General features: G+C 36.6%; 31 protein-coding genes and 2 pseudogenes. 2 read left to right on the top strand and 31 right to left on the bottom strand.

Translation table 11 applies throughout. The annotated features are described in order from the left end of the window. Positions 1–26 precede the first annotated feature (26 nt). The 5 genes and pseudogenes from HMPREF2961_RS15185 to HMPREF2961_RS15400 form a co-directional block, all read right to left on the bottom strand. Positions 27–185 (bottom strand): annotated as a pseudogene (locus HMPREF2961_RS15185) (leucocin A/sakacin P family class II bacteriocin). Between the two features lie 334 nt (positions 186–519). After that, positions 520–741 (bottom strand): annotated as a pseudogene (locus HMPREF2961_RS06715) (DUF2786 domain-containing protein); the annotation flags it as partial. A gap of 9 nt (positions 742–750) precedes the next feature. Beyond that, positions 751–957 (bottom strand): hypothetical protein, encoded by a 207-nt coding sequence (locus HMPREF2961_RS06710; RefSeq protein ID WP_002311003.1) that lies wholly within the window; start codon positions 955–957, stop codon positions 751–753. Between the two features lie 41 nt (positions 958–998). Beyond that, positions 999–1,394, bottom strand: coding sequence for a hypothetical protein (locus tag HMPREF2961_RS06705; RefSeq protein ID WP_070704378.1), 396 nt, complete (start codon positions 1,392–1,394; stop codon positions 999–1,001). A 74-nt stretch (positions 1,395–1,468) separates the two neighbouring features. After that, on the bottom strand, positions 1,469–1,639 hold the full coding sequence (locus HMPREF2961_RS15400) for a hypothetical protein (protein ID WP_002330428.1): 171 nt from the start codon (positions 1,637–1,639) through the stop codon (positions 1,469–1,471). A gap of 97 nt (positions 1,640–1,736) precedes the next feature. On the opposite strand from HMPREF2961_RS15400, the gene HMPREF2961_RS15905 reads away from it, so the two are divergent. Then, a complete protein-coding gene (locus tag HMPREF2961_RS15905) occupies positions 1,737–1,964 on the top strand; it encodes a hypothetical protein (RefSeq protein WP_306173746.1) in 228 nt (75 codons plus the stop codon). Positions 1,965–2,074: 110 nt separating this feature from the next. On the opposite strand, the gene HMPREF2961_RS06695 is transcribed toward HMPREF2961_RS15905, so the two are convergent. The 5 genes from HMPREF2961_RS06695 to HMPREF2961_RS06680 all read right to left on the bottom strand — a co-directional run bounded on the left by HMPREF2961_RS06695 (position 2,075) and on the right by HMPREF2961_RS06680 (position 3,694). Next, positions 2,075–2,347 (bottom strand): hypothetical protein, encoded by a 273-nt coding sequence (locus HMPREF2961_RS06695; RefSeq protein WP_002300801.1) that lies wholly within the window; start codon positions 2,345–2,347, stop codon positions 2,075–2,077. A 21-nt stretch (positions 2,348–2,368) separates the two neighbouring features. Then, positions 2,369–2,512 carry a hypothetical protein gene (locus HMPREF2961_RS15395; RefSeq protein ID WP_002330429.1) on the bottom strand — a complete coding sequence of 48 codons (144 nt, stop codon included), beginning with the start codon at positions 2,510–2,512 and terminating at the stop codon, positions 2,369–2,371. Positions 2,513–2,527: 15 nt separating this feature from the next. After that, a complete protein-coding gene (locus HMPREF2961_RS06690; protein WP_002311001.1) occupies positions 2,528–2,779 on the bottom strand; it encodes a hypothetical protein in 252 nt (83 codons plus the stop codon). After that, the gene (locus HMPREF2961_RS06685) at positions 2,779–2,985 is read right to left on the bottom strand and encodes a hypothetical protein (protein WP_002330430.1); all 207 of its coding nucleotides are present in this window, start codon (positions 2,983–2,985) and stop codon (positions 2,779–2,781) included. Before HMPREF2961_RS06685 ends, HMPREF2961_RS06690 begins: the two co-directional genes overlap by 1 nt. A gap of 448 nt (positions 2,986–3,433) precedes the next feature. Continuing rightward, positions 3,434–3,694: a hypothetical protein gene (locus HMPREF2961_RS06680; protein ID WP_002295623.1), complete on the bottom strand. Its 261-nt coding sequence runs from the start codon at positions 3,692–3,694 to the stop codon at positions 3,434–3,436. 173 nt (positions 3,695–3,867) lie between these two features. Between HMPREF2961_RS06680 and HMPREF2961_RS15715 the strand changes: the two genes are divergently transcribed. Continuing rightward, complete coding sequence (locus HMPREF2961_RS15715) at positions 3,868–3,972, top strand: competence inhibitor ComI (RefSeq protein ID WP_008274030.1); 105 nt, start codon at positions 3,868–3,870, stop codon at positions 3,970–3,972. A gap of 140 nt (positions 3,973–4,112) precedes the next feature. On the opposite strand, the gene ssb is transcribed toward HMPREF2961_RS15715, so the two are convergent. From ssb to HMPREF2961_RS06575, 21 genes are all read right to left on the bottom strand, one after another. Further along, entirely contained in the window at positions 4,113–4,598 is a 486-nt protein-coding gene (gene ssb, locus HMPREF2961_RS06670; protein ID WP_002310999.1) for a single-stranded DNA-binding protein, read from the bottom strand. Between the two features lie 2 nt (positions 4,599–4,600). After that, positions 4,601–5,500: a nucleotidyl transferase AbiEii/AbiGii toxin family protein gene (locus HMPREF2961_RS06665; protein ID WP_002310998.1), complete on the bottom strand. Its 900-nt coding sequence runs from the start codon at positions 5,498–5,500 to the stop codon at positions 4,601–4,603. 12 nt (positions 5,501–5,512) lie between these two features. Then, positions 5,513–6,106 carry a type IV toxin-antitoxin system AbiEi family antitoxin domain-containing protein gene (locus HMPREF2961_RS06660; RefSeq protein ID WP_002310996.1) on the bottom strand — a complete coding sequence of 198 codons (594 nt, stop codon included), beginning with the start codon at positions 6,104–6,106 and terminating at the stop codon, positions 5,513–5,515. Between the two features lie 74 nt (positions 6,107–6,180). Next, positions 6,181–6,330: a hypothetical protein gene (locus HMPREF2961_RS15390; protein ID WP_002295632.1), complete on the bottom strand. Its 150-nt coding sequence runs from the start codon at positions 6,328–6,330 to the stop codon at positions 6,181–6,183. 15 nt (positions 6,331–6,345) lie between these two features. After that, a complete protein-coding gene (topB, locus tag HMPREF2961_RS06650) occupies positions 6,346–8,550 on the bottom strand; it encodes a type IA DNA topoisomerase (protein WP_024634928.1) in 2,205 nt (734 codons plus the stop codon). Positions 8,551–8,560: 10 nt separating this feature from the next. Further along, the gene (locus HMPREF2961_RS06645; RefSeq protein ID WP_002336698.1) at positions 8,561–10,021 is read right to left on the bottom strand and encodes a toprim domain-containing protein; all 1,461 of its coding nucleotides are present in this window, start codon (positions 10,019–10,021) and stop codon (positions 8,561–8,563) included. A 60-nt stretch (positions 10,022–10,081) separates the two neighbouring features. Beyond that, positions 10,082–12,454, bottom strand: coding sequence for an ArdC-like ssDNA-binding domain-containing protein (locus tag HMPREF2961_RS06640; protein WP_002310993.1), 2,373 nt, complete (start codon positions 12,452–12,454; stop codon positions 10,082–10,084). Between the two features lie 12 nt (positions 12,455–12,466). Then, on the bottom strand, positions 12,467–12,661 hold the full coding sequence (locus HMPREF2961_RS06635) for a hypothetical protein (protein WP_002293517.1): 195 nt from the start codon (positions 12,659–12,661) through the stop codon (positions 12,467–12,469). A 145-nt stretch (positions 12,662–12,806) separates the two neighbouring features. Further along, complete coding sequence (locus HMPREF2961_RS06630; protein WP_002310991.1) at positions 12,807–13,142, bottom strand: hypothetical protein; 336 nt, start codon at positions 13,140–13,142, stop codon at positions 12,807–12,809. Between the two features lie 11 nt (positions 13,143–13,153). Beyond that, complete coding sequence (gene mobP2 / locus HMPREF2961_RS06625; RefSeq protein ID WP_070704375.1) at positions 13,154–14,746, bottom strand: MobP2 family relaxase; 1,593 nt, start codon at positions 14,744–14,746, stop codon at positions 13,154–13,156. A gap of 18 nt (positions 14,747–14,764) precedes the next feature. Beyond that, on the bottom strand, positions 14,765–15,187 hold the full coding sequence (locus tag HMPREF2961_RS06620; RefSeq protein WP_002310988.1) for a hypothetical protein: 423 nt from the start codon (positions 15,185–15,187) through the stop codon (positions 14,765–14,767). Position 15,188: 1 nt separating this feature from the next. Beyond that, a complete protein-coding gene (locus HMPREF2961_RS06615; protein WP_002336700.1) occupies positions 15,189–15,485 on the bottom strand; it encodes a hypothetical protein in 297 nt (98 codons plus the stop codon). Positions 15,486–16,661: 1,176 nt separating this feature from the next. After that, positions 16,662–16,850: a hypothetical protein gene (locus HMPREF2961_RS14630; protein WP_002310987.1), complete on the bottom strand. Its 189-nt coding sequence runs from the start codon at positions 16,848–16,850 to the stop codon at positions 16,662–16,664. Between the two features lie 49 nt (positions 16,851–16,899). Beyond that, a complete protein-coding gene (locus HMPREF2961_RS06610) occupies positions 16,900–17,151 on the bottom strand; it encodes a hypothetical protein (protein WP_002310985.1) in 252 nt (83 codons plus the stop codon). 20 nt (positions 17,152–17,171) lie between these two features. Further along, entirely contained in the window at positions 17,172–17,402 is a 231-nt protein-coding gene (locus HMPREF2961_RS06605; RefSeq protein ID WP_002297493.1) for a hypothetical protein, read from the bottom strand. Positions 17,403–17,424: 22 nt separating this feature from the next. Next, positions 17,425–18,231 carry a hypothetical protein gene (locus HMPREF2961_RS06600; RefSeq protein WP_002293510.1) on the bottom strand — a complete coding sequence of 269 codons (807 nt, stop codon included), beginning with the start codon at positions 18,229–18,231 and terminating at the stop codon, positions 17,425–17,427. A 10-nt stretch (positions 18,232–18,241) separates the two neighbouring features. Next, complete coding sequence (locus HMPREF2961_RS06595; protein WP_002330437.1) at positions 18,242–18,886, bottom strand: hypothetical protein; 645 nt, start codon at positions 18,884–18,886, stop codon at positions 18,242–18,244. A gap of 15 nt (positions 18,887–18,901) precedes the next feature. After that, positions 18,902–20,107, bottom strand: a complete 1,206-nt coding sequence (locus tag HMPREF2961_RS06590; protein ID WP_002330438.1) for a glucosaminidase domain-containing protein — start codon at positions 20,105–20,107, stop codon at positions 18,902–18,904. Beyond that, entirely contained in the window at positions 20,107–22,131 is a 2,025-nt protein-coding gene (locus HMPREF2961_RS06585) for a VirB4 family type IV secretion system protein (RefSeq protein WP_002335358.1), read from the bottom strand. The genes HMPREF2961_RS06590 and HMPREF2961_RS06585 overlap by 1 nt, the downstream gene beginning before the upstream one ends. 162 nt (positions 22,132–22,293) lie before the next feature. Beyond that, positions 22,294–22,887, bottom strand: coding sequence for a hypothetical protein (locus tag HMPREF2961_RS06580; protein WP_002335359.1), 594 nt, complete (start codon positions 22,885–22,887; stop codon positions 22,294–22,296). After that, positions 22,888–23,220, bottom strand: a complete 333-nt coding sequence (locus HMPREF2961_RS06575; RefSeq protein ID WP_002295656.1) for a hypothetical protein — start codon at positions 23,218–23,220, stop codon at positions 22,888–22,890. It abuts the gene before it with no gap. Positions 23,221–23,222: the final 2 nt, after the last annotated feature.

The raw sequence follows: 23,222 nt of genomic DNA, 5'->3' as shown, positions 1-23,222 counted from the left end.
AATTTTTCTGTCTAGTTAATTGTAGCCTATCCATTTACTCCTCTATCAACAATCTCAGAGCGAGCTCTACTCCAATCTACCCAATATTTTTGAGTATTACAATAAACACCATTTCCATAATAAGTTGCAGCATCTACTGTAATTCCTAAAGTAGATACACTTCATAAAACAATTCCTAAAATCATAAAAATACTAACAAATTTTTTCTTCATATAATTGCCTCCCTTTTTTATAAAACAATTATATGTAATTTTCAGAACATTTTTGCAAAATTTTCATAAATAGTATCTTTAGTGTCATAATCGTCACCAATATTCTGTAAGATCAATCAAATTTTATCTCACTAATAATAATAGTCTTAATAAATAAAAAATGGTCTTCACTTTTCGGAATATTTATTATAAAAGGAGCTTGCTATAAAAAAGAGAAAAATTAAAACACAATAAAACATGTACAAACATATCAAAAAAGGCCAGTCGACAAACCTGTTAACTAGCCTTTTTTATCTTAATTTCTAAATAAACGATACAGCCATTTTTGCGGACGTCCACGATAGATCACGTGCGTTTCTACTGCTTCTATCCGTTGCTGCTCATGATAATTGAAAATCTCATCTTCAGTAAGATCATAGTCCATCATCAATTGCTGGGCTTTGGCTAATGCGCTCATTGATTCCTCATCATTTACATCCGCCGCAAGCGCCAGTAATTTTTGAATCTTTTCTTTTCTCTTGTCTGCCATTTTCTACTCCTAAAGGTAAGTGTATGTTAAGTCTACTTCTTTTTTCTGAACGCTACTTTCCAGTGTTGCTAGTTCTTTTTGTGCTTTTTTCGTTCGTTTTAGTCCTTCTTTATACACCGTTGAAGTCTTATTATGACCTAACAATTCCAACTGTTCTAAGTCTTCCTCTAATTTCTCTACCCACATTCGCTTATGGTCTAATAAATTGTATTTCATGGTGATCTTCCTTTCTTCCTTTACTTGCACTAGCACTCTGTCTATAAAGCCAGTTCCCATGCCAGGTTTTTATCCTCATAGAATTTTGGATCGATATATCGGGTTAACTTATCGCATTCAAGCGTAAAGCTTTCTTCCTCGAATACAATAGAGATATTGTCCAATACAGTTCCTTCAAAGGCTAGCGCACCTAATTCTGTATGATTGTTTACCCAAACGACTTTTTCTTCAGTAATTCTAATTCCAAAGTAATCACGTACCCCATCGTAGCCACAAAGGCAAATGACCTTTGCTTGGTCAAAAAAGTAAGGCATTTTAAAGTAACGATCATCTACTACCGAAATTTCAAATCGTTCAAATTCTACAACACCATCTTCAGTTGCGGTTAACTGTGTTAAAATATCTGCTAACGATAGTTTAGTTTGTTTTTTCTTCATCTTATTTCCACCTTTTCCATTGTCTAAAAGTGATATCACTTTTAGGTTTTAGTATAAAAAGTGACGTCACTTTCTTAGTGCTGGTACCTCAAATCCTGCTTTTTCTTGGCAATCAATAAATCTAACGCAATACACATAATCCTGGATTCACTTTTGTCGTACTTCTGCTTTAGTTGCTGCAATTCTTTTTGTCTCTTTTCATCTAATGTCACGGGTAACCGTTTATTTCCTATTGCAATTGGCATTGGTACTCTCTCCTTTCATCGAAATAACCCCATGAAAAATATGGCTGCAATCATCTTGAATAGTAGACTCACGAGGACTAATACAAACCGCCAAAAGATCAAACAAAACACCAGTATTACCAAAAATACAGCGAGGTTTAACTGTACAGCTGCACTATCTCGCATAAGTATTTCGCCAACAAACAGTACTAACAATAAGGGAATAATCTTGTTCAAATGGATCACCTTCTTTCTCTTAAGTTATCGGGCTTTGCCCGTTTATTTCGCACCACCTAAGCGGCGGGGGCGGTTGGTGCGAAATAAGAACCATTCCCTTAGTTACTAGGCTTTTTTTGTCCTTATTTCACACATTCTCACTTTTCGGTATAAATGATTATTGACCTTTTTTTCTTTCAAATCGTTGATATGGAATCCGTTGTTAGTTGATAAATCACCTTATTCATTTTCGTTGTCTTCCTTTTTCATGGTGTAATATGCGCCATACTTATTGATATTTTCAAAATAATCTAACCATTCACTTGAAACAGTCTTGGCTTTTTTCGTTTCGATAAATTTCGCATACGTTAGTTCTAAAGCTTGGTATTCAGAAGGTTTAATAGTGCTTGGTTTGACACCTACTTCCAAACATAGTAAGGCTTGGAAAAACCATTTTGCATTTTGCTTTTTCAGTTCTTCCAGTGTTCGATAGTACGTCGCAATAAGATTCATTTCGACACCTGATTCAATCATTTATTCCACAGCTACCGACAATTTTTCTTTATAATGTTTTTTTGGAACACGTGTTTCGTTGTATAGGAACGTCATATCCTCCATTTTTTGTGCCATTTTATCCAAAGGTAATTTGACAAATTCGTCATAGTAATTTTGAGCCATATTTTTTTCTCCTTTTTAGTTCTCTAATTTGGTTAACCAATATTCGTTTTCATAAGTTTCCAATTTTTCTTGATAATGCAGTTCACATCCTGCAATCTTCACTAAGTCTTCAAATAGCATAGTCGGTGCATCCTCTACTAAAGGGGTTTCTATCGTCCAGTACCGCGGAATAAGTAAAGCTTCTGCTACTTTTTCAGAAATGACTTCTTTGTCCACCAAAATTTGAACGACTTCTTTTACAGTCAATAATTTGTGTTGTGTTTTCATCAGCGTTTCTTTCCTTTCTCCTCAATCAAAATATAATCGCCATAAGACAAGGTATATTTTTTCCCGCATGTTGGACATTGATACAAACAATAGCTTTTGATACATTTCGCTCTTTCTCCACAATCGCATTCGACAGTATGTGGTGCATGATAGTTTGGGAATAATTCGCTGAAGGGAACACCCCAATAATCAAATTTCTTTCGCATGATTGATTCTGCCTCCTCTTAGGAAAGGTTTTACTTCCTTTCGTTAGTTCTTTCTTTATTGATTTGTTGGCCAGAATGAATCAACGAAAAGCGACAAGGACAAGGGCGCGCAGCGTGCCATTTACCCTTGTCCTTGTCGCTTTTTGGTGATAAAAGGCAACTTGTTGCCGGTCTGGCAAATCAATAAAGAGATAGCGAACAGGAACGAACCTTTTGGTGAGAGGAAGCTTTTCCTATTTTGTCTTACAAAGCAAGACCCCTTATCTTAGTGAACGTGCAACGTTCACTTCCTTTCTTCTCGAACGGCGGTGGCGGTTGGAGTGAGAGAAAGGTTTTTCAATTGAGAAGGCGCTTGTGCCTTCCTAAATAGGCCTTTCCCTTTCTTCCTGTTTCTATGTAAAACAAAAAGAGCTGCAGTCCTACATTAGGATTGCAGCTCTTCTTTTATTTATATGCCCATTGATCGCGTAAAATGATCAGGGTTTCTAATTTGCATCGATTCAATGACTAATTGATTCCGTTTATTGAAATGACCTGTGACGGCAATATTGTATTTTCCATCATCCATAATTAACAATTTATCGATAATTTCAATATCTGCAACTACACAATTAATCGATTCATGAATTGTTTGTAAAGTAAAGCGAACCAATAATGGTTGTGTTTTTATTACTCGGATTTTATCAAGCAAACCAACATATTTGTTCATCACGATCACCTCGCTAAAATTATAGCAAAAACAGTTAAAATTGAGAATTTTTATTCGATTTTAGATATGCTATAATGATCAAGACAGTAAAGTTTGTGACGGTGGCTATCCGATTGAAAGTGAGGTGGTGCGTATGTGCGTACTTCCAAAATCTTACAGAAAGGAGAAGCCTTTTGCCTGTTGAAACGGCGCTAGGATTAATGATTAGTTTCGGTTCTTTGATCGCAACAATCATTTTTGGAATCTTAGCAGTTGTAAACAACAATCAAAAAAAATAACCGTCAGCTTTAGCCGGTCGACGATTATTTTTCAAAAATAATATTAAGCTGGTCACCGTCTTAAACGGTGCTGTTAGGGGAGTTGTTAGCGCAACTCCTCTTTTCGTATCCATTATAACAACTTTATTGATCTTTTACAATCAGAATGGTAAATCATCATCACTAATATCGATTGATTGTCCGCCAAATGGATTTTGTGAAGCGTTCAATCCATTGTTGTTAGGCGTAGCTACATCCCGTTGTTCAAAGGTGGTAGGGCTTGGACTGCTGGACGATTGATCAGCGTGCGCACGGCTCTCTGTCGTTGCTTTACTTTCTAATAGTTGAAAGTTATCAGCTACAACTTCTGTCACATACACACGTTGTCCTTGTTGGTTATCGTAGGTTCGGGTTTGAATCCGTCCGACAACGCCAATCAAGCTGCCTTTTTTAGCTAATGTCGCCATCGTTTCTGCTGGTTTGCGCCAAATCACACAGTTGACAAAATCGGCTTCTCGATTGCCGTTTTGATTCGTGAAATTACGATTAACGGCTAAGGTAAAAGTGGCCACTGCTGTGCCACTTGCGGTATAACGTAAATCTGGATCTTTGGTTAACCGTCCTACTAAAGTTACATTATTAATCATCTTTATCTCTCCGTTTCTTGATTCATTTGTTGTGATCTTTTAAACTGCCTTTTTCTTTCTTGATTTTCAATTTTGATCACACTTTTCATTAGGTGATCAATTTCGTTGACTGTATCTGCAAATGAAATGGAATTCGCAAACGTGTTAACTGAGCGATATTTTTCCCACTGCTTTTCCAAATAGTCGTTTCCCCTGATCTTATCCATTTCTCTTTCATAATAAAAGGATAAAGGCTTTGTATCTCCACGTTTTGTAAATGTATTTCGAACACTTTTGTATAACTCTTTCGTATCAATATTTTCTAGTTTCGGAATGGTAAATAAGTCGTAGTAATCTTTTGCTCTCGAATTATCTGTGCCAAAGCTGAACGTAGCACTTAGCTTTTCTGCAATAATTTGTTCTGTTGGATAAGCTGGAATCTCCACTTTTTTATCTTCAAACATTAATTGGTGATAGTGTGTATCTACTTCAGGATAAATAGAATCTCCTGTTGTCACGTCCATTTTAAACGGTACACGTACTTTCTCTAAATTAGCCACCAATTTAATTTGAAATCCAGGATAAAAATCGGCTTCTCTTGTTTCCTTCATTCCTTGAATAGAGAAAACAATGCCTTCTTTTGTGGGTTTTCTAGTTAAATCATTAAAAATGCTCTTCAATTTTTCTTCAGTTAATTTGCTATTTCTAAATGTCGTATCGATATCAATTGTTGTCCTTCTATCGATTCCATATTTTGATCCTAATAAAAAGCCGCCTTTCAAAATGAAGTCATTTTTGTACTTTGATTCAGAAATTTGTTCAATTAGACGATCCATCATAAAATGCCGTTGCACTAACTGTGCATTTAATCCTGTACTCTTTGCTAAATTTCTTGTTTTTGCTGCAAATTGTGTCGGTGTCATCTTTTTCCTCCATCAATATAAGCTTTGCATGTGGTATTTCATTTCTTTTTCTACATGTAGTTTTGTCATGTAATCTCTTAATTTACTTGGATCTCTCAATGGGTCTTCCATGTACTCTTTTAATGCTTCTAATTTCATTTCATATTCAATTTCATATCTCGGATTCCAAATATCACAAAGTGTACGCTCTTTATCATACATAGTAATAGGATTTCCTTGAAAGGAAGTTCCCTCTACTTTTCCTAGTTCATAAACTTCTTTCTTCACGAAATGAAATTGTAACTGCTGCTCTTTTGTAATTGAACGATCAACGTTATAGCCATGGGGAAAAGTTAAGTGAATGAATTTCGGCATATTCGTAGAAAGCTGGTAAATATCTAAAGTCGTTTCATGAGAGAAGATTCCCCTGGAAAATCGTTGCTGAAGCCAAAATAAATCATCTATTCCATGACCATCCTCTACATAATAACCACGATCAACTTTGATCAATTTTCCTTGATTCACCAATCTTTGTACAGTGGTTGCTGCGATTCCTAATTTTCTGGCTTCCTTCATAGATAAATTTCCATCGCGAATAGCCAACAATTCTTTCAGTTTCTTTTGCATTTACTTCCCCCCTTTCGTTACAAATACACTACATTAAATGTATCATGATAGTGTATTTGTAACAAGGTTAATGTCTATCGATCTAATTCAATTTCTTTTTGAATCCGCTGCTGGTTCTTTAATTGCTGCAGTCTTCGTTTGCTGGCACGCATTTTTTCCTGTTCTGAACGAATTTTGGCTTTTTGATTTTCGATTTCTTGTTGTTTGTGTGTTGTATTACGCATAAGATTAACCCTCCATTATTTTGTCGTGCGTCGTGTTCTTTTCTTGAAGTTCGTTTTTTTCTTTTCAGAAAATTCAAAGCCTGTAGTGAAGTCTTCTTTTAAAACAATCGTTGCTTCAAACGAACCCTTCTGACCTTTTAACCCTTTCACTGGTTGGCTTGTTCGGCTATTTTGAATAATCTCCTTCAGCTGTGTCGCTGTGAGTTTCTTTTTGGCAATCGTTGTCCATAATTTAAAATCACAGACTTCAGACGTACATGCTGCCACCTTTTGATAAAGTATGACTTCTTGTTCCTGGCATTTTGGACAAATTCCTAAATGACGCGCGGCTTCTTGCTTTTCACTGGCTGCTTTCACTTCTTGTAACGTCGATCCAAAATCAGTGGATTGGATTTGCCCTGGTACGACTTCCAATAAGTGAGAGACAAATTTTTGGATATTAGCTAGAAAAGTGGTTTGTGTTCCTTTTCGTTCTCCAATCTTTAATAAGTAGCTTTCCCATTTGGCGGTCATTTCGGCGCTCGTAAGCAGCGGCTCTTTTTCCACGGCTTGGCAAAGCAAAATCCCTTTATTCGTCACCACGAGCTTATTTTTCTCTACCTTGATATATTCCTTTTGTTTCAAGATTTCAATAATATTTGCCCGTGTCGCTTCTGTACCGATTCCTTCTACTTCTTTCAATATAGATTGCGCTTCTTCACTATCCACGGTTTTCCCAGCTGTTTTCATTGCAGTGATCAACGTGCCTTCGGTATAAGGTTTTGGTGGCTTTGTTTCTTTTTCAAGGACTTGTAGATCTACCGTCACCATTTCTCCTTTTGTCACTTTAGGAAGTAGCGGCTCTTCTTCCTTCTCTTTTCCGTCGCTCTCTTTTCCAAATAACTTCTTCCAACCTAGATCTACCGGCACTTTTCCGATTGCTTTTAACTGAAGCTGCTGAACTTGCGTCAAGATCGTTGTTTCTTCATAGGTATATTTTTCCGCAAACATGGCCACCGTTGTTTTTAACACTTGTTCATAAATGGCCTGCTGCAGTGGACTTAATTGTTCAAAAGCCGCTGCCGTCATGACCGTTTTTGTAGGAATGATCGCGTAATGTTCCTGGACTTTCTTATTATTCACATATCGACTATTAGGTGTATGAATAGGAGTAGGAATGGCTTCGGCCTTTAAAAAGTGTTTGTATTCGTCTAAGTGATCCAACAGATACGCATACTCCCCTTCTGTAATATAAGGGGTATCTGTTCGTGGGTAGCTTAGATATTTCCCTTCATACAACCCTTGCATAGCCTCCAAAGTGTCTTTGGCACTAGCTTTCATAAGCTGATTCATTTTAGACTGAAGGCTGGATAGAGAAAAAAGACGTGGACTTGCCGCGCTTTTTTTCTCGGTTTCAACTTGGTGGATCGTACCTGGCTGTTTTCCCAATTGAACCCCCTTTTCTTTTAAATAATCTTCAAATGCTTCTTGCGTCGCTTGGGTTTCATTCGGATCAAGCTTCGCATCAAATGCGCCATTTTGAGCGATTACTTGGGCTTTTCCTTCAAAATATGGTTCTTTTTGGAAGTTTCTAATCTTTTCCTGTAATTGATAAATCATGTAAAGCGTTGGGGTTTGGACTCTGCCTAAGGAAAAACTTCCTGGTATGCCTTTTTGCTGCAAGAGTAAACTATACAGTGGGCTACCGTTCATGCCGATCAACCAATCGGCGATCTGGCGTGCTTGTGCTTCTTCAAATTTTGGGTAGGTCTCTTCTGCATCTCGTAACTGCTGGAATCCTTGATAAATGGCTTCTTTTTCTAAGGAGTTGATCCAAAGTCTTTTAAAGGTCTTTCCATGATCGGCGCCTGCTTGTTGAATGATCGTCCAAGCGATCAGTTCCCCTTCACGATCGCTATCTGTCGCAATAATAATGGTATCGGCCGATTGAAGTTGCTGTTTCACCACGTTGAATTGCTTTTTCTTATCTTTAGGAACATGATAGTGATAATGTGTAGGGAAAATAGGCAAATGCTCTAATGACCATTGTTTCCAATTTTCATCGTACATATCGGGCGAATCTAACTCGACTAAATGACCAAAACCATACGTGATCACAGTTTCACCAGGAAACAATCGATCTTGGATTTCAAAATACCCGTCTTTTCGAGTGGATTTAAAGAAGCTATCGGAATAAGCTTTCGCTTGTGACGGCTTTTCTGCTAAAATAACGGTTTTCATCATGACGATTTCACTCCCTTTCTTGTTGTCTGCCTTGTTGAAACAACATCGCACGTTTTTGCTTTCTGATCTCTTGTTGGTGGATTTCATGCTTCAATTGATCATTCCAATCCTTTTTTACTTCAGGTACAAATTCATGTTCATGATTTTTATAGCCTTTGTAGTATTGTTCTGCTTTATAAGAGAAAAGAATCTGAGCATTAATATCCCCTTTTTCTTGATAAAAACGATCAAAATCGTACGTACCATCCACGCGTTCACAACCTTTTAATTCTTTTGCGACTTCTCTACAAATATCTTTCAAATTAATAGCTTCTATTGAATCGTTAACAGAAAGCTGCTGACCAAAAGACGCATTTACTTTGTGAGCGGAAACCAGTTGGTCCGTTAATTGCAGATTGTTTTCTGTCTTGTGTATGGCCATAATTGCTTCAGGTTCAACTTTCATTTCTTTTGCAACTTCTTCATAAATGACTTTGTATTCTTTTGGCACTTGCCAATCATTAGCGATTCCTCGTTCACAACGTACTTTCTGATTCGTAAATGGATCAACTGCGCCCATTAATTGTTCTTTTTCGTAGAAAATATGTCCTGCACGGTCATTATCCACACAAATCTCAATGGATTGAGGAAAGGCTTGTTTCTTTCTCAATTCAGATACTGCCTCACCAAAATAATGACTGATCACATGGTGTTTTAACCCTTCCATAGAGACTAACCACGTATCGTTTAACTGATCACGATTCAGTGCAGCATAGCTAAGTAAATCAATACTACTCTCAAAAAATTTTAACTGTTTAGGGTCACCGATCTTTAGGTTAAATCCATGATTCGCTGTCGAATTTTTATCTATATGCTTATATGTGCCTCTCTCACCAAAACGTTCATAATCAATGAATGTTCCTTGATAACTCGCCCCTACTGTCTCTTTTGTCTGTGGATCTTTCCATAAAAAGGCGACCGCATGATCCAAACGATCGTCTCGAACTAAGAAATTTTGCCGTTCATGTTTTGGCTTTAGTTCGGCGATCAATCCTTCTTTTTCTGCATAATCAATCAACCAATCGGGCAGTTTTCGTTCTTCCTTCAAATAATTCCTTCCTTTTTCTGTGAGTGGTTGATAATCAACGGGGTGATCTTTGTACTTTTCTGTCTCAAAATGAAGATTTTCTACTCGTTCTGTTTTGTCTTCATTCTTTAGAATAAAATCTGTGGCTGCTTTAAATTGTTGCTTAGAGTCTTGAATCTCTTTGTCTATGAAAAAAAGTTTAGCTAATTCAATAATGTCGCCACTAATATTTTGACTGTTCCAATAAAAACGTTGTTTTCTTCGATCAAAAACAAATGAATCATGGTCTTCTAAGCGATAGTCTCGTCCTTTATTGACTACAGCCATTCCATTGTTTCGAGCAAAATCCACTATATCGATCTGTTTACATCGATCAATAAGACTCATTTTTTTCTCGGTCATTTTCAAACCTCCCAAAAGAAAAAAGACTATCCGTTTTTCAGATAGTCTTTTTTACTTATTTTATACACGTTCTTTTTGTGACAATTGTTGTTCATAATAGATTTCATTTTTTCGTTTGGCCACTTCTGACACTGTTTCAAGTGAAAATCGGAATGGATTTCCTAGCGCAAATTCTTCTGAAGGTAACGCCGTTTGGATCTCTTTTCCATAACTTTTTCCTTTTAAAATCACTTGATTATGCTGCGGATCTTCAATAAACGCCGCATCCTTCAAATGTAACGTTCGACCCGTATCTTCTTCCATTACTTTCCCGTCTTTCTTGTCGATCCAAAGTGAACCAACGGGCACAATATTCTTATTCTCTGGCGTTTCTAAAGTATTTTTATGCTCCTGCTTCACTTCTGCTGGCTGGATCTCTGGTTCTCTTTCTCTGTATTGATTGATTTCATTAGAAATGGTTTGAATGAATTCATTTGCGACACGACTGACATCATTCATGATTTTCCCACGTTCCGCAGCTTCCTTATCATCCAATGTCTGACCATTCTTCGTCCATGTCGCAATATAAGGAATAGCTTTCTCCGAGGTGTCCATCCCAAAATGCTTGCACACAATATAGGAGGTCATTTCTGCCTGTAGTTCTTTAGTTGCGGTATCTAATTCTGAAAATTTGTGCATTCTAGCATGGGCTAATTCGTGAATACTTGTGGCTAAATGCTGCGTAGGAGTATTTCGAGTATTCATGACGATTTCTTCTTCGCCAGTAAATTCGTTACGAACGTACGCCCCACGTGCTTGTCCTAATTCTCTTTGATAGACTTCACTTTCTGTCATATCTCGAATTTGAATTCCAATATTTTTGGCTACCGCTTGAATCCCAACTTGAAGTTCTGTCTGCCCTGTTTTATCCAATTGAAAATCAAAGACGCGGTTCGGGAAGATTTTCGGATAGTCTTCAGGCTTCAATTGTGTTTGTGTGATATCAAACACTTTTTCAATCGTGTAGTAAGGTTTTTTGATCACTTCGATTTGACCACTTTCGATTCGTTTTTTATCTTCTGGTGTAGCTTCTGTTTCTCGAACAAAGCCACGTCCTTTCTCATAAAATCCTTTGACCGTTTTTCTGACAAAGATCTTGTTCCCTTGTTCCCCTTTTTTGATATAGATTCCTTCTTTTTTCAACGCGGCACGACCTAAACAAGCCGTTGCACCTGGAAATTGTTCCTCAATCAATAATTGATTTCTAAAGGATCGTTCTGGAAAACGAGACATAAAGTTCAAAAGTTCTTTGACGTCTTCAGGAGAATGGGTATGCTTTTTCACCGCATCCAGTGCCTGTTGCGAAAGGGATTTAACTTCTTGTTTAATCTCTTCTGCCGTTCGTTTTTGATAGCCTTTTTGTTTTGTTTTTGTTTCTTTCGACTGCATTTCTTCTTTCGAAACAGGTTCATTTTTGACCGATTGTTTTTGTTCCTTCTCAGGTACTTGTTCGCACAATTTTGCTAACTCTAAATAGATGGGTTGATTACTGTTGACGCCATCCCCTAGATCCATTCGGATCTGATCGACTACTTCTCCGTTCTTCACTTCTTCAAAATAGAATTTATAATAACCTGCTTCTGCGGCGTATTGGTTATCCAACGTTTTGAGTTGATCGATCAATTCGAATGTTACGATCTCCCCACCATAACTTTTCAATCCTTTTTCTGGATCATTTTCGTTGAATTCTACTCGATAGAAATGATCGATTTCTTTCTCTTTCACAGAATCAATTGGTCTAGCCTCTTCAAGTAATTCACGAACAGCTGCCTTTTCTTCTTCCGACGTGGCTTGGTATTTTTTTGACGCTTCAAATTCGCCGTTTTCATTGAGTTCTAAAGCGACTTTTCGATAGCCTTTCAGAAAATAGATAGTTGGATTCTTTTTCCATTGCGTCACTCGTCCGCTGTCAATGATCGCTTGTACTTCAGGAAGAATATTTTCTTTTCCTTTCTCTGATTTTTCTTTCAGCTGTTCTAATGTTTCCAATTTTCGTTGGTATTTTCGGATCGTAGCGGCTGAAAAAGTCGATTCACCTTTTTCAAAGCGTTCGATTTCTTCTTTGATTCTTGGAATATTTTCGATTGTCATATCCAGGCCGCCGTACTTGTTATAGCCCATTTCCTTTAGCTCTTCTTGTCTTTCAAGTTTTTCTACCTGTTTTTCTTGTTGCTTGATCTCTTCTCTCAGACTATGCACTTTGTTTTCTAAACGTTCTTGTTGCCTAAACCAAGAATGCCCATTTCTCTTATCGTTCATTGGCTGACCGTTTGTCTTTCTCTGGTGTTCAAACATCTTCTCAATTTGTTCGTTTAATTCATTTTGCAATCGTGCTAATTTTCTTTTGGATTTTCCCAAACGACTATTGTCTAGTGGTTCTTTTTCTTCTGCCATGTCCGTTTCCTCCTAAACAAATGGATAATTTTCTACTGCATCAACGAACGTTTTTGTAATCAGATTTAACGCTAAAATATCGCCACTTCGATAAGCTTTTGCCGCTTTGTCTGTGACGACAAAAGATCTACCTGTTTGAATTTCTGTCACAAAAACGAGATTGTCTCTGCTTTTTTCAACAACAACTCCAATAGTTGAATAAGCCATTTCTTCTTCCTCCCTTCTCTTTCTTTTGATATAATGTAGTCGGAAATCGCACCACTCATTGAATTGGCGGAAAACAATTCATTGAAAAAAAGAGTCTTGGACAATTACGTTCAGGACTCTTTTACTTCTTTTATTCACTTAACAACTAACATTCTGTGAGTGAAATAGACTCTTCAATGCTTTTACACGGGAAGTTATTGATCCCCTCCTCATTCATTTCCCAAGTAGTATAATAAGGCGCTAACTTGCCTTCATATTCTTGAATGATAAAATATTTTTCACCCTTCACATGATTACAACAGTACACACCAGTAGCTGGGTACTCAACGACTAAAAATTGATTTGGATCAAACTGTTCGTTTCTCAACATTTCTCTTATCTGAAACAAATGCTCTTTTTCTAAACAATCGGGAAGTTGTTCGATTCGTTCTTCTCTTAATGATCCTTCTATAACTTTCCATTGATCTAAATATTGTTTCATTGCTATTCCTCCTACTGTCTTTCTTGTTCCATTTGAATTCTTCGTTGTTGCTCTTCGTATGCTTTACTTGCGTGGTATTTTTCTTCATGGTCATTAATCGTTCGATTTAATTGACGCAAACTCCGTTGCGTGACAACTCTTTGTTGGAATTGTTTCCTTCGCTTCATGAATTCTTCGTAACTATACTTGTATTCATTTGTTGGCAACTGTTTAAGTGTTCGGAAGGATCGTTCATTGTAAATAGATTGCATCTGATCGACACCTTCTATTAATGGTTTTATTTGACTATCTTGTCTCTTCAGTTCTGTTAGGATGGCATTTCCTGTGCGCTTTTTTAAATCAAAGAGGGCGTTTTTTTCTGCATCCTTTGATTCTCTTTTGCTTTCCCCATAAAGACTTTTTGCTTCTTCTTTCAATGCTTTTGAAATCTGTATATATTCTTGATATTCAGGTTCTTTTGTTAAAACATATTTGGTTAACTCATCGAGTTTCTCTCTTGTGTATGGTGAAAGTTTGGTTCGTTTTTCATCCCCGTAATTCCATTCTGAACGTTTGTCAGGTAGGGTTTTATATACTTCATTTAATAAGTTCATTGCGTGTCGATCGTAACGCGCTGGCTCTTTTACCACTTTTGTTAAGGTGTTACGCAAATCACTTTTCCGCGTCAATAAATTTCGTTTCTCCATACCAATCATTCGATCCTTTTCATAAGAAAAACGTTCTAACTCATGTACATAATTGGTCTTCATTGCGTCTAATGTTGCTTGTCTTCTCTTACCTTTCGGTACGATATAACTCACACCATTTTCAACCTCCGTGTAAGGTTTACGCGTATTTTCTTTTTCAACAACTGCAAAATGAATATGGATATGTTTGGTATTACGGTGAATCGTTGCCATCCAGTAGCCTGTTTCGTTCAGTTGCTCTTTCTCGAATAATGTCTCCATCATTTTTCTTCCAGCTGCTTTTAATCCTTCTTCATCTAAAGTATCTGTTTTGGGATCGTACAATCCTATTTTTTCAAGATACGAATTATCATGAGAGACAACATCTTGATAAATGATTGAGCCTTTTTGTTGTCCTCTTTGGAAGATTTGCTTAATCTCCTTCAGATCACTTCCTTTCACTTCGTCTGAAGCCATAGAAAAAACTCCAGGAAGGTTTCCTGAAGCTTTTTTGTGTGGCTCTGTTTGATATTTTTTTATTGCTTGGTTCAAGCGTTGGTATTCTTTTTGTTCACTTTGCGTCAGTTCTTTCTTTTGTTCTAACGCATAGTGACGGGTCATATAAGAAAGATATTTGGTAAAATCTTGTTCCTCTAACTTGTCAAAGTTGATTCCATTTCCCATCAAAGATTGAGCTTCATTCGACGTTTCGCTGAATTCTTTATCCGTCTTACTCTCCGAAAAAGTTTCTCCTTCAGGAATATAAAAATCCTCTAAAGCATTCTTGATTCGTTGCAGTTCCTGTTCTTCTTCAGGCGTACGTCGTTCCATTTCTTCCAGCGCTTTTTCTCTTGTCATATAATCAATGTATGTTGAAAAAGATTTTTTATTGGGCAAGGTAAATTGACAAGTGAGAATGACTGCAGGCGATTTATTCATCATGTTCCCCTTCTACTTTTATCTTTTTAGAATCTTCGTTGGATCAAATGGATCTACTCTGGCATGAACAGATTCATTCACAGGTTTCTTCAACTGAGGGGAATATTTTTTGGTTTGATTAGATTTAATTTTTCCTTCCACACGTTCTTTTGCTTCTTGGTAAACCGTTGAATTTGTACCAATTAGTATTCCTGTATCTTTCAAATGAAGATCTGCAAACTCTGAAACCATTTCGGTTAAAATAGAAATTTCTTTACTCATTCCATTCAACTTTGCTTGATTGGAATTTACTTTTTTCTCCATTTCTGGATCATAATTCATACATAGAAACCGAACGGCTTCACTATAGTTTTTAACTTCTGCATGAGTAGAAATAATCTCATCCAACACATCGATATGTGTTTGGTGAAAGTAAATGTGTTTGTCTATAACCTTTGCCATATCAAAGTTCACTTCCTCTATTTTGCTCGATCAAGATTTCTAAAATACGATTGTTTTGGCTAACATATTCTTCTAATATCTTTGTGTTATAGCTTTGAATTTCTGAAAACTTTTCTAATAACTGATCAAACTTTTCTTTTTTATATTCCATCAAAGGACGATCAAAATCATTTTCTATTAGTAATTTTAAATAATCGTTACGACTCCATTTATTACCCGTACGGTTACTTAGTTCGTCACATCTTCGATCAATTTCTCTTACGATTTTCTTATCCACATTTCTTATTCTTACTTCCATATTAATTCCTCCAATTTAAAAAGGATAGCGAAAAGGAGCCTATCCTTTTTACTATCCTACTACCCTCCTTTTACTATCCTTCACTATCCTTTCACTATCCTATTTTTAAATATTTTGTTCCCACATTTATTTTTGAGAAACGTAATAGGCACAGCCTATTGGAACACTTTTTTTAAAAAGTGTTCCCACGTTTCCTTATGCTCTTTAAAAGTTTACTTCAAATTCTAAAACCTTGAACATTATTAGTTATACCTTCAAATAAATTATTTAAATTTATCAAATTCATTAAACCTCATCATCTACATAGTAAGCTTTTTTAGATCATTTTAATGCAACACTTTTCCATAAATTTTATTCGTTAGCAATTGTAACGGCAGGTTATTGTGAGGTGCTATACTAAAATAAATAATCATTTTATAAGCTATTCTCAATGAATAAAAAAAGCCGCTGTCGATAAAGACAAGCGAGCTTTTTCCAAGGGAAATTCTATTTCATGAAACTTGCTTTAAAATTTCTAATTGAAAAGAAGTTTGGGAATGGCTAAATGAACGCAATACCACCTTGAATGTTTCTGCTAGTTATGGGCCACTATTCACGAGCTTCACTGAAAGACCATCATAGAAGAATACATTTCTTTAGTACTTTATTAAACCTCCTACAACTAAAGACACGGGTAAGTGCTTTATCCAATTAAAAGCCTTGATGAAACCTAAATACGACCAGAGTTCTCATTACGGGCGTGTGTTTCTTTTGTAAATTGTGTAATTAATAACCCCTATCATACAAAGATAAAATAAGCTACCTACAACTAGTCTGTGCACTGAAAAATCGAAATCATTATGAAGAAAAAACCACAATAGTATTGCGTAAAGCCCCCCTTGAATTGCGGTTACCCAGTACCATTTCATTAATTGAAACATCCTCTAACTCTTTTACATTTGACATATCTAACACTTCCTTCTTAATTATGATACAAATTTACTGTATCATACAATAATCTTAAGAATTAAATCTATTCCTGAACCATAGGTAAACTATTCCTCAAAGAAGATAAAAATTGGAATCCATACTTTTTCTCTATAAAAAAAAGCTCCACTTTGTATGTCGGAAACAATTAGGTAAGCAATTTTTATGAACTAATTGATCATTTGTCCTGTACTTCTGATATAGGTAACCCTAACCAGGAAGTGTCAGAATTAGGCCAATCTCTATTTCTATACCAATTGAACGTTTAATTAGTTTCGTAAATACATACCCGATCAATACGAGAATAAAGCCAGATACAAATAAATACATATGTGCAGAAAGAATATTGTCAAGAAGTCCTTCAATCCCACTACTGTTCTTTCTGACAATTCTATTCATTTTATTAGCGATGTGAGAATTACACTTATGGCAAGTAAATCAAATACTTTTAAAAAGGTTTTTCCATCTTAAATTCTTTCTTCTTTTCTTGCCAATGAGGGGACATAATTTCGTTGATCTGTATGCATAGGTAAAGTAACATAACACACGATAACGTACTCATTAACCCCTTAAGTAACAGATCTTCGTCAGAGAACAAAAGAAAAAGCGTTCCGACGATCACGGACACACTGACGAGAAACCCAACGATAAATAGGGCGATATAGCTGATCCATAAAAACTTTTGATACGTTTTTTTCACATAGAACCCACCTTAATTTTTTATTTATTATCAGCTGTAAAATATTTTTTAGCAGCTATATATAGAGATTCAAAAGATCTCAATTTTAATGTGTCTAAATTCTTTCTACCATTTTTCAGTTCAGATATTGTCGTGTTAGATAAATTCACTTCTTGACATACATCTTTGACTTTTACAACTTTGAGATAGGCTTTAATCAATACTTTCTGCTCAGCGAAAATATCTTTGCCGACCAAGTTCGCTCGCTTCATTTCTTTCACTCCACCTGTTCTACTAAATATTTTCTTTTGTAATACGATCAATTTTTTCTTGAAGTTTCTGAATGATCTCTTCTTGATCTTTCATTTGCGTTTTCGATGTTTCAATTTCTTGCTGGTAACCATTAATCTTATTTTCAGTATTTTCCTGATCATCTGCGACTTGATAAGGCAACTGATCTTTTAGTTTCTTCACTAATTCTTCATTCAAATCTATGGTTGCTTGGAAAGATTCAATTTGTTTTTGTGCTGCTTTTTGTTCTTTCTTGTATCCTTTCACTTTGTAATTGATCGCATGTTGTTCATAATCTTCGTCTTTCACGTGATCTTTGACCTTATCTTCGTGAATGTAAAAAATCAGATCTTGCGGTTCTTGCATATCCACCTTTGGATCAATTTTTTCAGGAATAATGGTTAATCGCATAGCAATATATTCTTCTGGTACATGCGATAGCTTCACTGCAAAATAATCATCAGACACCTTAATCACTTTGGCTTTTATTGCTTGATAATCCCCTTTAGCTGTCTTTACTTCTACGCGATAATTAAGATTAGCCAGTTCTTTTAATAAGCTTTGATCTTCATCGTCGATCGCAAATTCAAAAACTAATTGCTGGTTCGCTCCTTTTTCTTTTGAAACCATCGTCAGTTCCTTCGTGTTTAAAAATGCGTTCGTGCTTACCTCATCTGGTATGTCTACCTTCTTATGCGTATAAATCGGACTAGCAAGAATTAAAAAGCCGAGAATCATAAAGATTCCCAGCCATCTAAGATAACTTTTTCGTTTTTTGAAACGTTCTCTTGCTCCTTTTTTCTTACTCATTTTCTTCCTCCTAACGAGTGAAATAACTAAAGTCTGTGACTTTCCATTGACCATCTACTTGTTTTTCAGTGACAGTTAATCCACCTTTTATTTTTTGCGGTTTGACATCTTTGAATTGAGGATTGCCGATTGTATAATCAACAAATACAACAAAATTTTGTTCCTCTTTTACACTGCTTGTTTGAGCGTAAGTTTGCACGTCACCTAATGTAAAAGAGTAACTTCCGTAATCATCATGTTGGTGATTATCGTCTGCAGGACTTAATTTGTCCATCACTTCTTGGGTTGCGACATCTTTTAGTTTTTCCGTTAATTCATTTCTGCTTAATGATTTATCAATGGCCAATTGACCGAACTCTTCTGCCGTCTTTCTTTGTGCTTCAGTTACTTCCTCTTTTGCTTTTGTGCCATCTTGTTGCTTCAGCTGATCGATTTCTTGGTTTTTCTCATTGATGGTTTGATTTAACTTGTCGATCTTCGCCTGTGCCTCATAGGAATTTTTTTTGAGCTTCTCAGACGCGTTTTTAGCCACTTCTTCAATTTTAAAGGTATTTGTCTCTTGTTCTTCTTTCAGCTGCCAAAACAACGCGATATTGCCGATTAAACTAACGCTAATTGCAGCTGTTAAGACGATTTTTAAAGTTTTATTTTCCATATTTTTTCTCCTGATCTATTTTTTGCTGCTATTCAAAAATGGTAATGGATCGATCCATGTACCATCATCTGTGAATGCGTGTCCTTGTGCTTGACGCCAATCCATTCGAGTGAAGCCTAAATGCAAGTGTGCTGTATCTCGTATCCCGATTACTTGACCAACTTTCACTTGATCTCCCACTTTCACACGAGAATTTCCTGTACTATTTGCAAATTCTTGATATACCATATTCAAGCCGTCGTAATTAATCACGATCACACACGCGCCCAAACCTGAAATACCAGGATTTCCAACGTATACGACTTTTCCTCCATGAACCGCATGAATCTCACTTCCTGGATGATCAACTGAACCAAAGTCTAATCCATCATGGAAACCATTCGGACGGAATTCACCGCCTGGATTCGTTCCAAATAATTGACCACCGCTGAAGGAACTTTTATCTAAACTGCTGCCAGGGAAAGGATTCATCCATTCACCAGTAATCGTACCGTTGTTATTTCCTCCTTCTCCCCAATGTTTGATCGCTAATTCATCATATTCTGTTAATTTATTTGAGGTAATAATCGACATACAACCTGTATAATAAGGACTATCTTCAGTGATTCCTGCAGCTGCATAACCACCTCGTCCTAAAATCAATAAGCTTACGCCAGGGCTTTTATTTCCTACGCTTGCATTAAAGTTTGACTGCGTAGCTACCATAAATCCGTAATAAGAGAATGCGGCTTTTGAGTTGGGAAACTTCATGTACCAGCCACCTTCAATACCACCAATTCCTCGTGCAGTACCCTTTGGAAACAAGCAACCATCAAACCAGGTAATTCCGAAAAAATTCAAGTCGTTTTTAGCAGATAGAGACGTTCCAAATGCCGATTCATACCCGTATTGCGATAGGATCACACTTGGCAATAATTTGTATTTCACTGCTGCACCTACAGCATATTGCGCAATTTCATCAGAAAAAGGGCCTCTTCCTTTGATTTCTTTATAAATGGGTAATCCTTCCGAATATTCTCCTGTAAAAGCTTCGCCACCACTGCTTGAATCTGAATCCGAATTATCAATCGATCCCGCGGCAAGTATTAGAAATAGGGTCACAAACACAGTGATCAAAATAGTCATCAAACCTGCAGAAGTACCAAACAACCACAAAAATAAGCGCCGCTTTGCACGACGCTTAACATACTGCTTGATTAAACTTTCATTTTGGTTTTCCATTATTTTCCTCCATCAAACAATTTTAATTGACGTTTGTTCGGACTAAAATGAACACGAATGGTTTCTTTTGAGCCAAAGTTGATCACAGCGTCTCCTTGATTTTGTTGAGGAATGGATTCTAATTCTGAGTTCGTCATTGATTTACCCACTAGTCCTTCTATATGACGTAAAATAGATTCATCCATACGCATGAAAATCTTCGTAGAAGAAAATTCAAAGACTTTCTTCAGTTTCGAAAAGTTATCAGAAGACATATTTTCTGGTACCATTTCTTGTGGGGATTGTGTCGCTAAAACAGTCATTGCTTCTACTTTACGCATTTCTCGTTGAAAGTTTGTGACATAATTTACCGTTTCAATAAAATCTGGATTAATCGCATTATGGCACTCATCAATCATCGCCAAGAAGCGTTTGAAGTCTTGTTCTTCCATTTGTTTTTCTTTAATTAAGCGCCGTTGTCTTCGTCCTTGAATCAATGCCTGATTCCAAATCAACGTCATAGCCATGTACATTTGACATTGTTGCACCCCTCGATCTAAACCTGTAATAGAGTCAATGTCAAAAAAGACCAACTGTTGTTGGTCAAGGTGTCGAATCGTACTGTGACCATCAAAAATCATGCCATACGTCTCACATAAGGATTCTACGATGGATTCCATTTCTTCTTTTCGATTCTTTTTCTCTTGGGAAGCACCTGGTAATTCCAGTTGTCCTAAAAAGTCTAAAAATTCTTTGAACGTCGGATAAGCTTCTGGATCTTTCCCTGTGACTTGCATCTCAGTATTTGAACGCGAATTTGAGGAAGTAAAGCCGCGTGGTACTGTTCCATACTCTTCATAAAAACGATTTAAGTAGGTCTTAAATTCTGCTTTCATCGTTCCTTTTAGCTGAGGACTCACTAACTGTACCTGATAGACCACTTTGTCTAAGTGTGTTTGATAGGACGCTGCTTCATTGATCTTCAAATCTTTGACTGATCCATCGTCATATAAACTGGATGCTTCATCATACGTCCGTGTGGCAAATATTTCTAAAGGATTGATCATCCCGTCAGATCCGTCTAAACGCACCATAATACCGTTATATTCCTTTAAGAAAGGAATAAAGTCTTTTCCCTTTTCAAAGCCCCAAATAAAGTCTCCTGCAGCTAAATGGGCTTCCGCGATCATTTTAAGAACGGTCGATTTACCAGCTCCCATCATTCCTAGAAGCAAGGTATTAGTAGACAACCGTACACTATTTTTATACGTCGCATTCCAGACAAATGGGCCGCCTGTCATGGTTTCCCCATATTGTGTACCTCCTGGATCTTTTAGCGTTTGGTGGTGGAACGGGAAACCTCCGCCAATGTTTAACGATGGTAGTGATTGCCCTTTGATATTTCCGAACCATTCAGCTTGTTCATCGAACATGGTAAACATCGATTGCCAATCTCGTTTGGTTTTATGCAGATAAGTCACCGCACGATAATCCATCCCTTTGAGATTTTCGATTAGTTCCTGCGCTCGTTCATCTACTTCTTGGATCGTGTTTCCGTAAACATGTACTCTCACTTTGACTTGTTTAGAAATTTCCCCATTAGAAGTCAATTTTCGGGCATATTCCGCTAGTTCCAGGTATTCTTCCGCACTTTTATTTCGGTCAGTCGCTTTTCGTTCATTATCTGATCGATCATTTAATTCATCTAATGCGCGGTTGATTTGATCAATCACTTTTTGCTTTTCATCTGTGCTAACATCTAGTGTGGCCACTGTATGAGGATTGTTCATGAGATTGGCCAACCAAAAAAGAGTAGGATTTTTTGTGTAGTGATAAACTGTCACACACCGTGAATAACCATTTCCATAGGTCACATACTCTTCATCGAAATTTAATCCACCTTGTGGCATCACTTGTTTTAAAAAATCTAAATCATATCCTTTGGATTTTAAAATTTCTATTTCCCGATTTCCTAGTTGCTTTAATGGATCAAGTACTTTTTGATCATTTTGTGGTGAAAAAGCTGTTTTAATCGCTTCTAACATGTACAGTCACCTCTTCTTGTTTGATTCTTTACTTGGTGAAAAGATTGCCCTTTTCCCAACTTACCCAGGCTTAAAGTGTGAGGAAATTTTCTAGTGGTCTCTTCCTTCGGAACATCTTTTTCTAACCATATCAACGGATATTTCATTCTCTCTTCTCCATTCCTACTCATCATTCATGTTGTTCATTCGATACAGAATCTTGATCAATTCTTTTTTGTAGAGTGGTTTTAACCCTAAAATGCCACTAGATCGCATTAACTGACGGTTTCTGGTTTGTAAATCCTTGGTTGTCTTTCCTTCAATGATGAAAAAGAAGCTTAAGTCAGGACGTTCTTGTTCTGCTCGTTTCAATTCCTGGATTTCCTCTACTAATTTCTTTTCATATTTTCTTAATCGCTGTAGATTTCTTCCTAAGGATTGTTCCATACGATTCTTATCTAATAACTGCCGCTTTTGTACGATTTGTTCCGTTAAATCCGTCTCTGTGGTCAAACTAACTAACTTAATTGTTGGCACATACGTACGCATGACAGTGGTCAACTGATTCATTCGTTCTAATTTCTCTTGTTCATTTAATCCTTCCACGTCTGTAGAAACTACACGATAATAACGTTGAAAATGATCTTCTTTAGTAACTAAGACTCCCTCTTCTGTACAGGATTTATAAGGAAATAAATCCAAGATAGATCGTTCTTCTGGTTTTCCAAACTGAAAAATGGATTTCTTATCAACTGAATTTTGTCCTTTGACTCGCATTTATTCATCCTCCTTATACGTACCATGATAATTTCGGTTAGGATCTAACGCATGATAATGGTTCTTGTCCGTAAAAAAAATAGACTCGATAATCGCAAAAATTTGTCGTTGACCTGGGTTATTATAGGGTCGCCAAACAATCACTAGAGCTATCGCAATCCATAAGCCATAATTCAAGAGTGCAAAAAAGAGTGGTAAATGGACAAGGTTATTGACTATTTTCGCCCAAAAAAAGCAACCACCAAGCGTTAATAGATCCAAAAAGAAAAAGGCAAAAAACTTCCATTCCCCACTAAATCTTGGAGGATTTTTCATGTTAATATATTTATCCATAA

It is taken from the genome of Enterococcus sp. HMSC076E04, from assembly GCF_001814285.1.
Classification (GTDB): domain Bacteria; phylum Bacillota; class Bacilli; order Lactobacillales; family Enterococcaceae; genus Enterococcus_B; species Enterococcus_B lactis.
The sequence above is the reverse complement of the archived record's forward strand: the minus strand, read 5'-3'. Positions and strand labels throughout refer to the sequence as shown.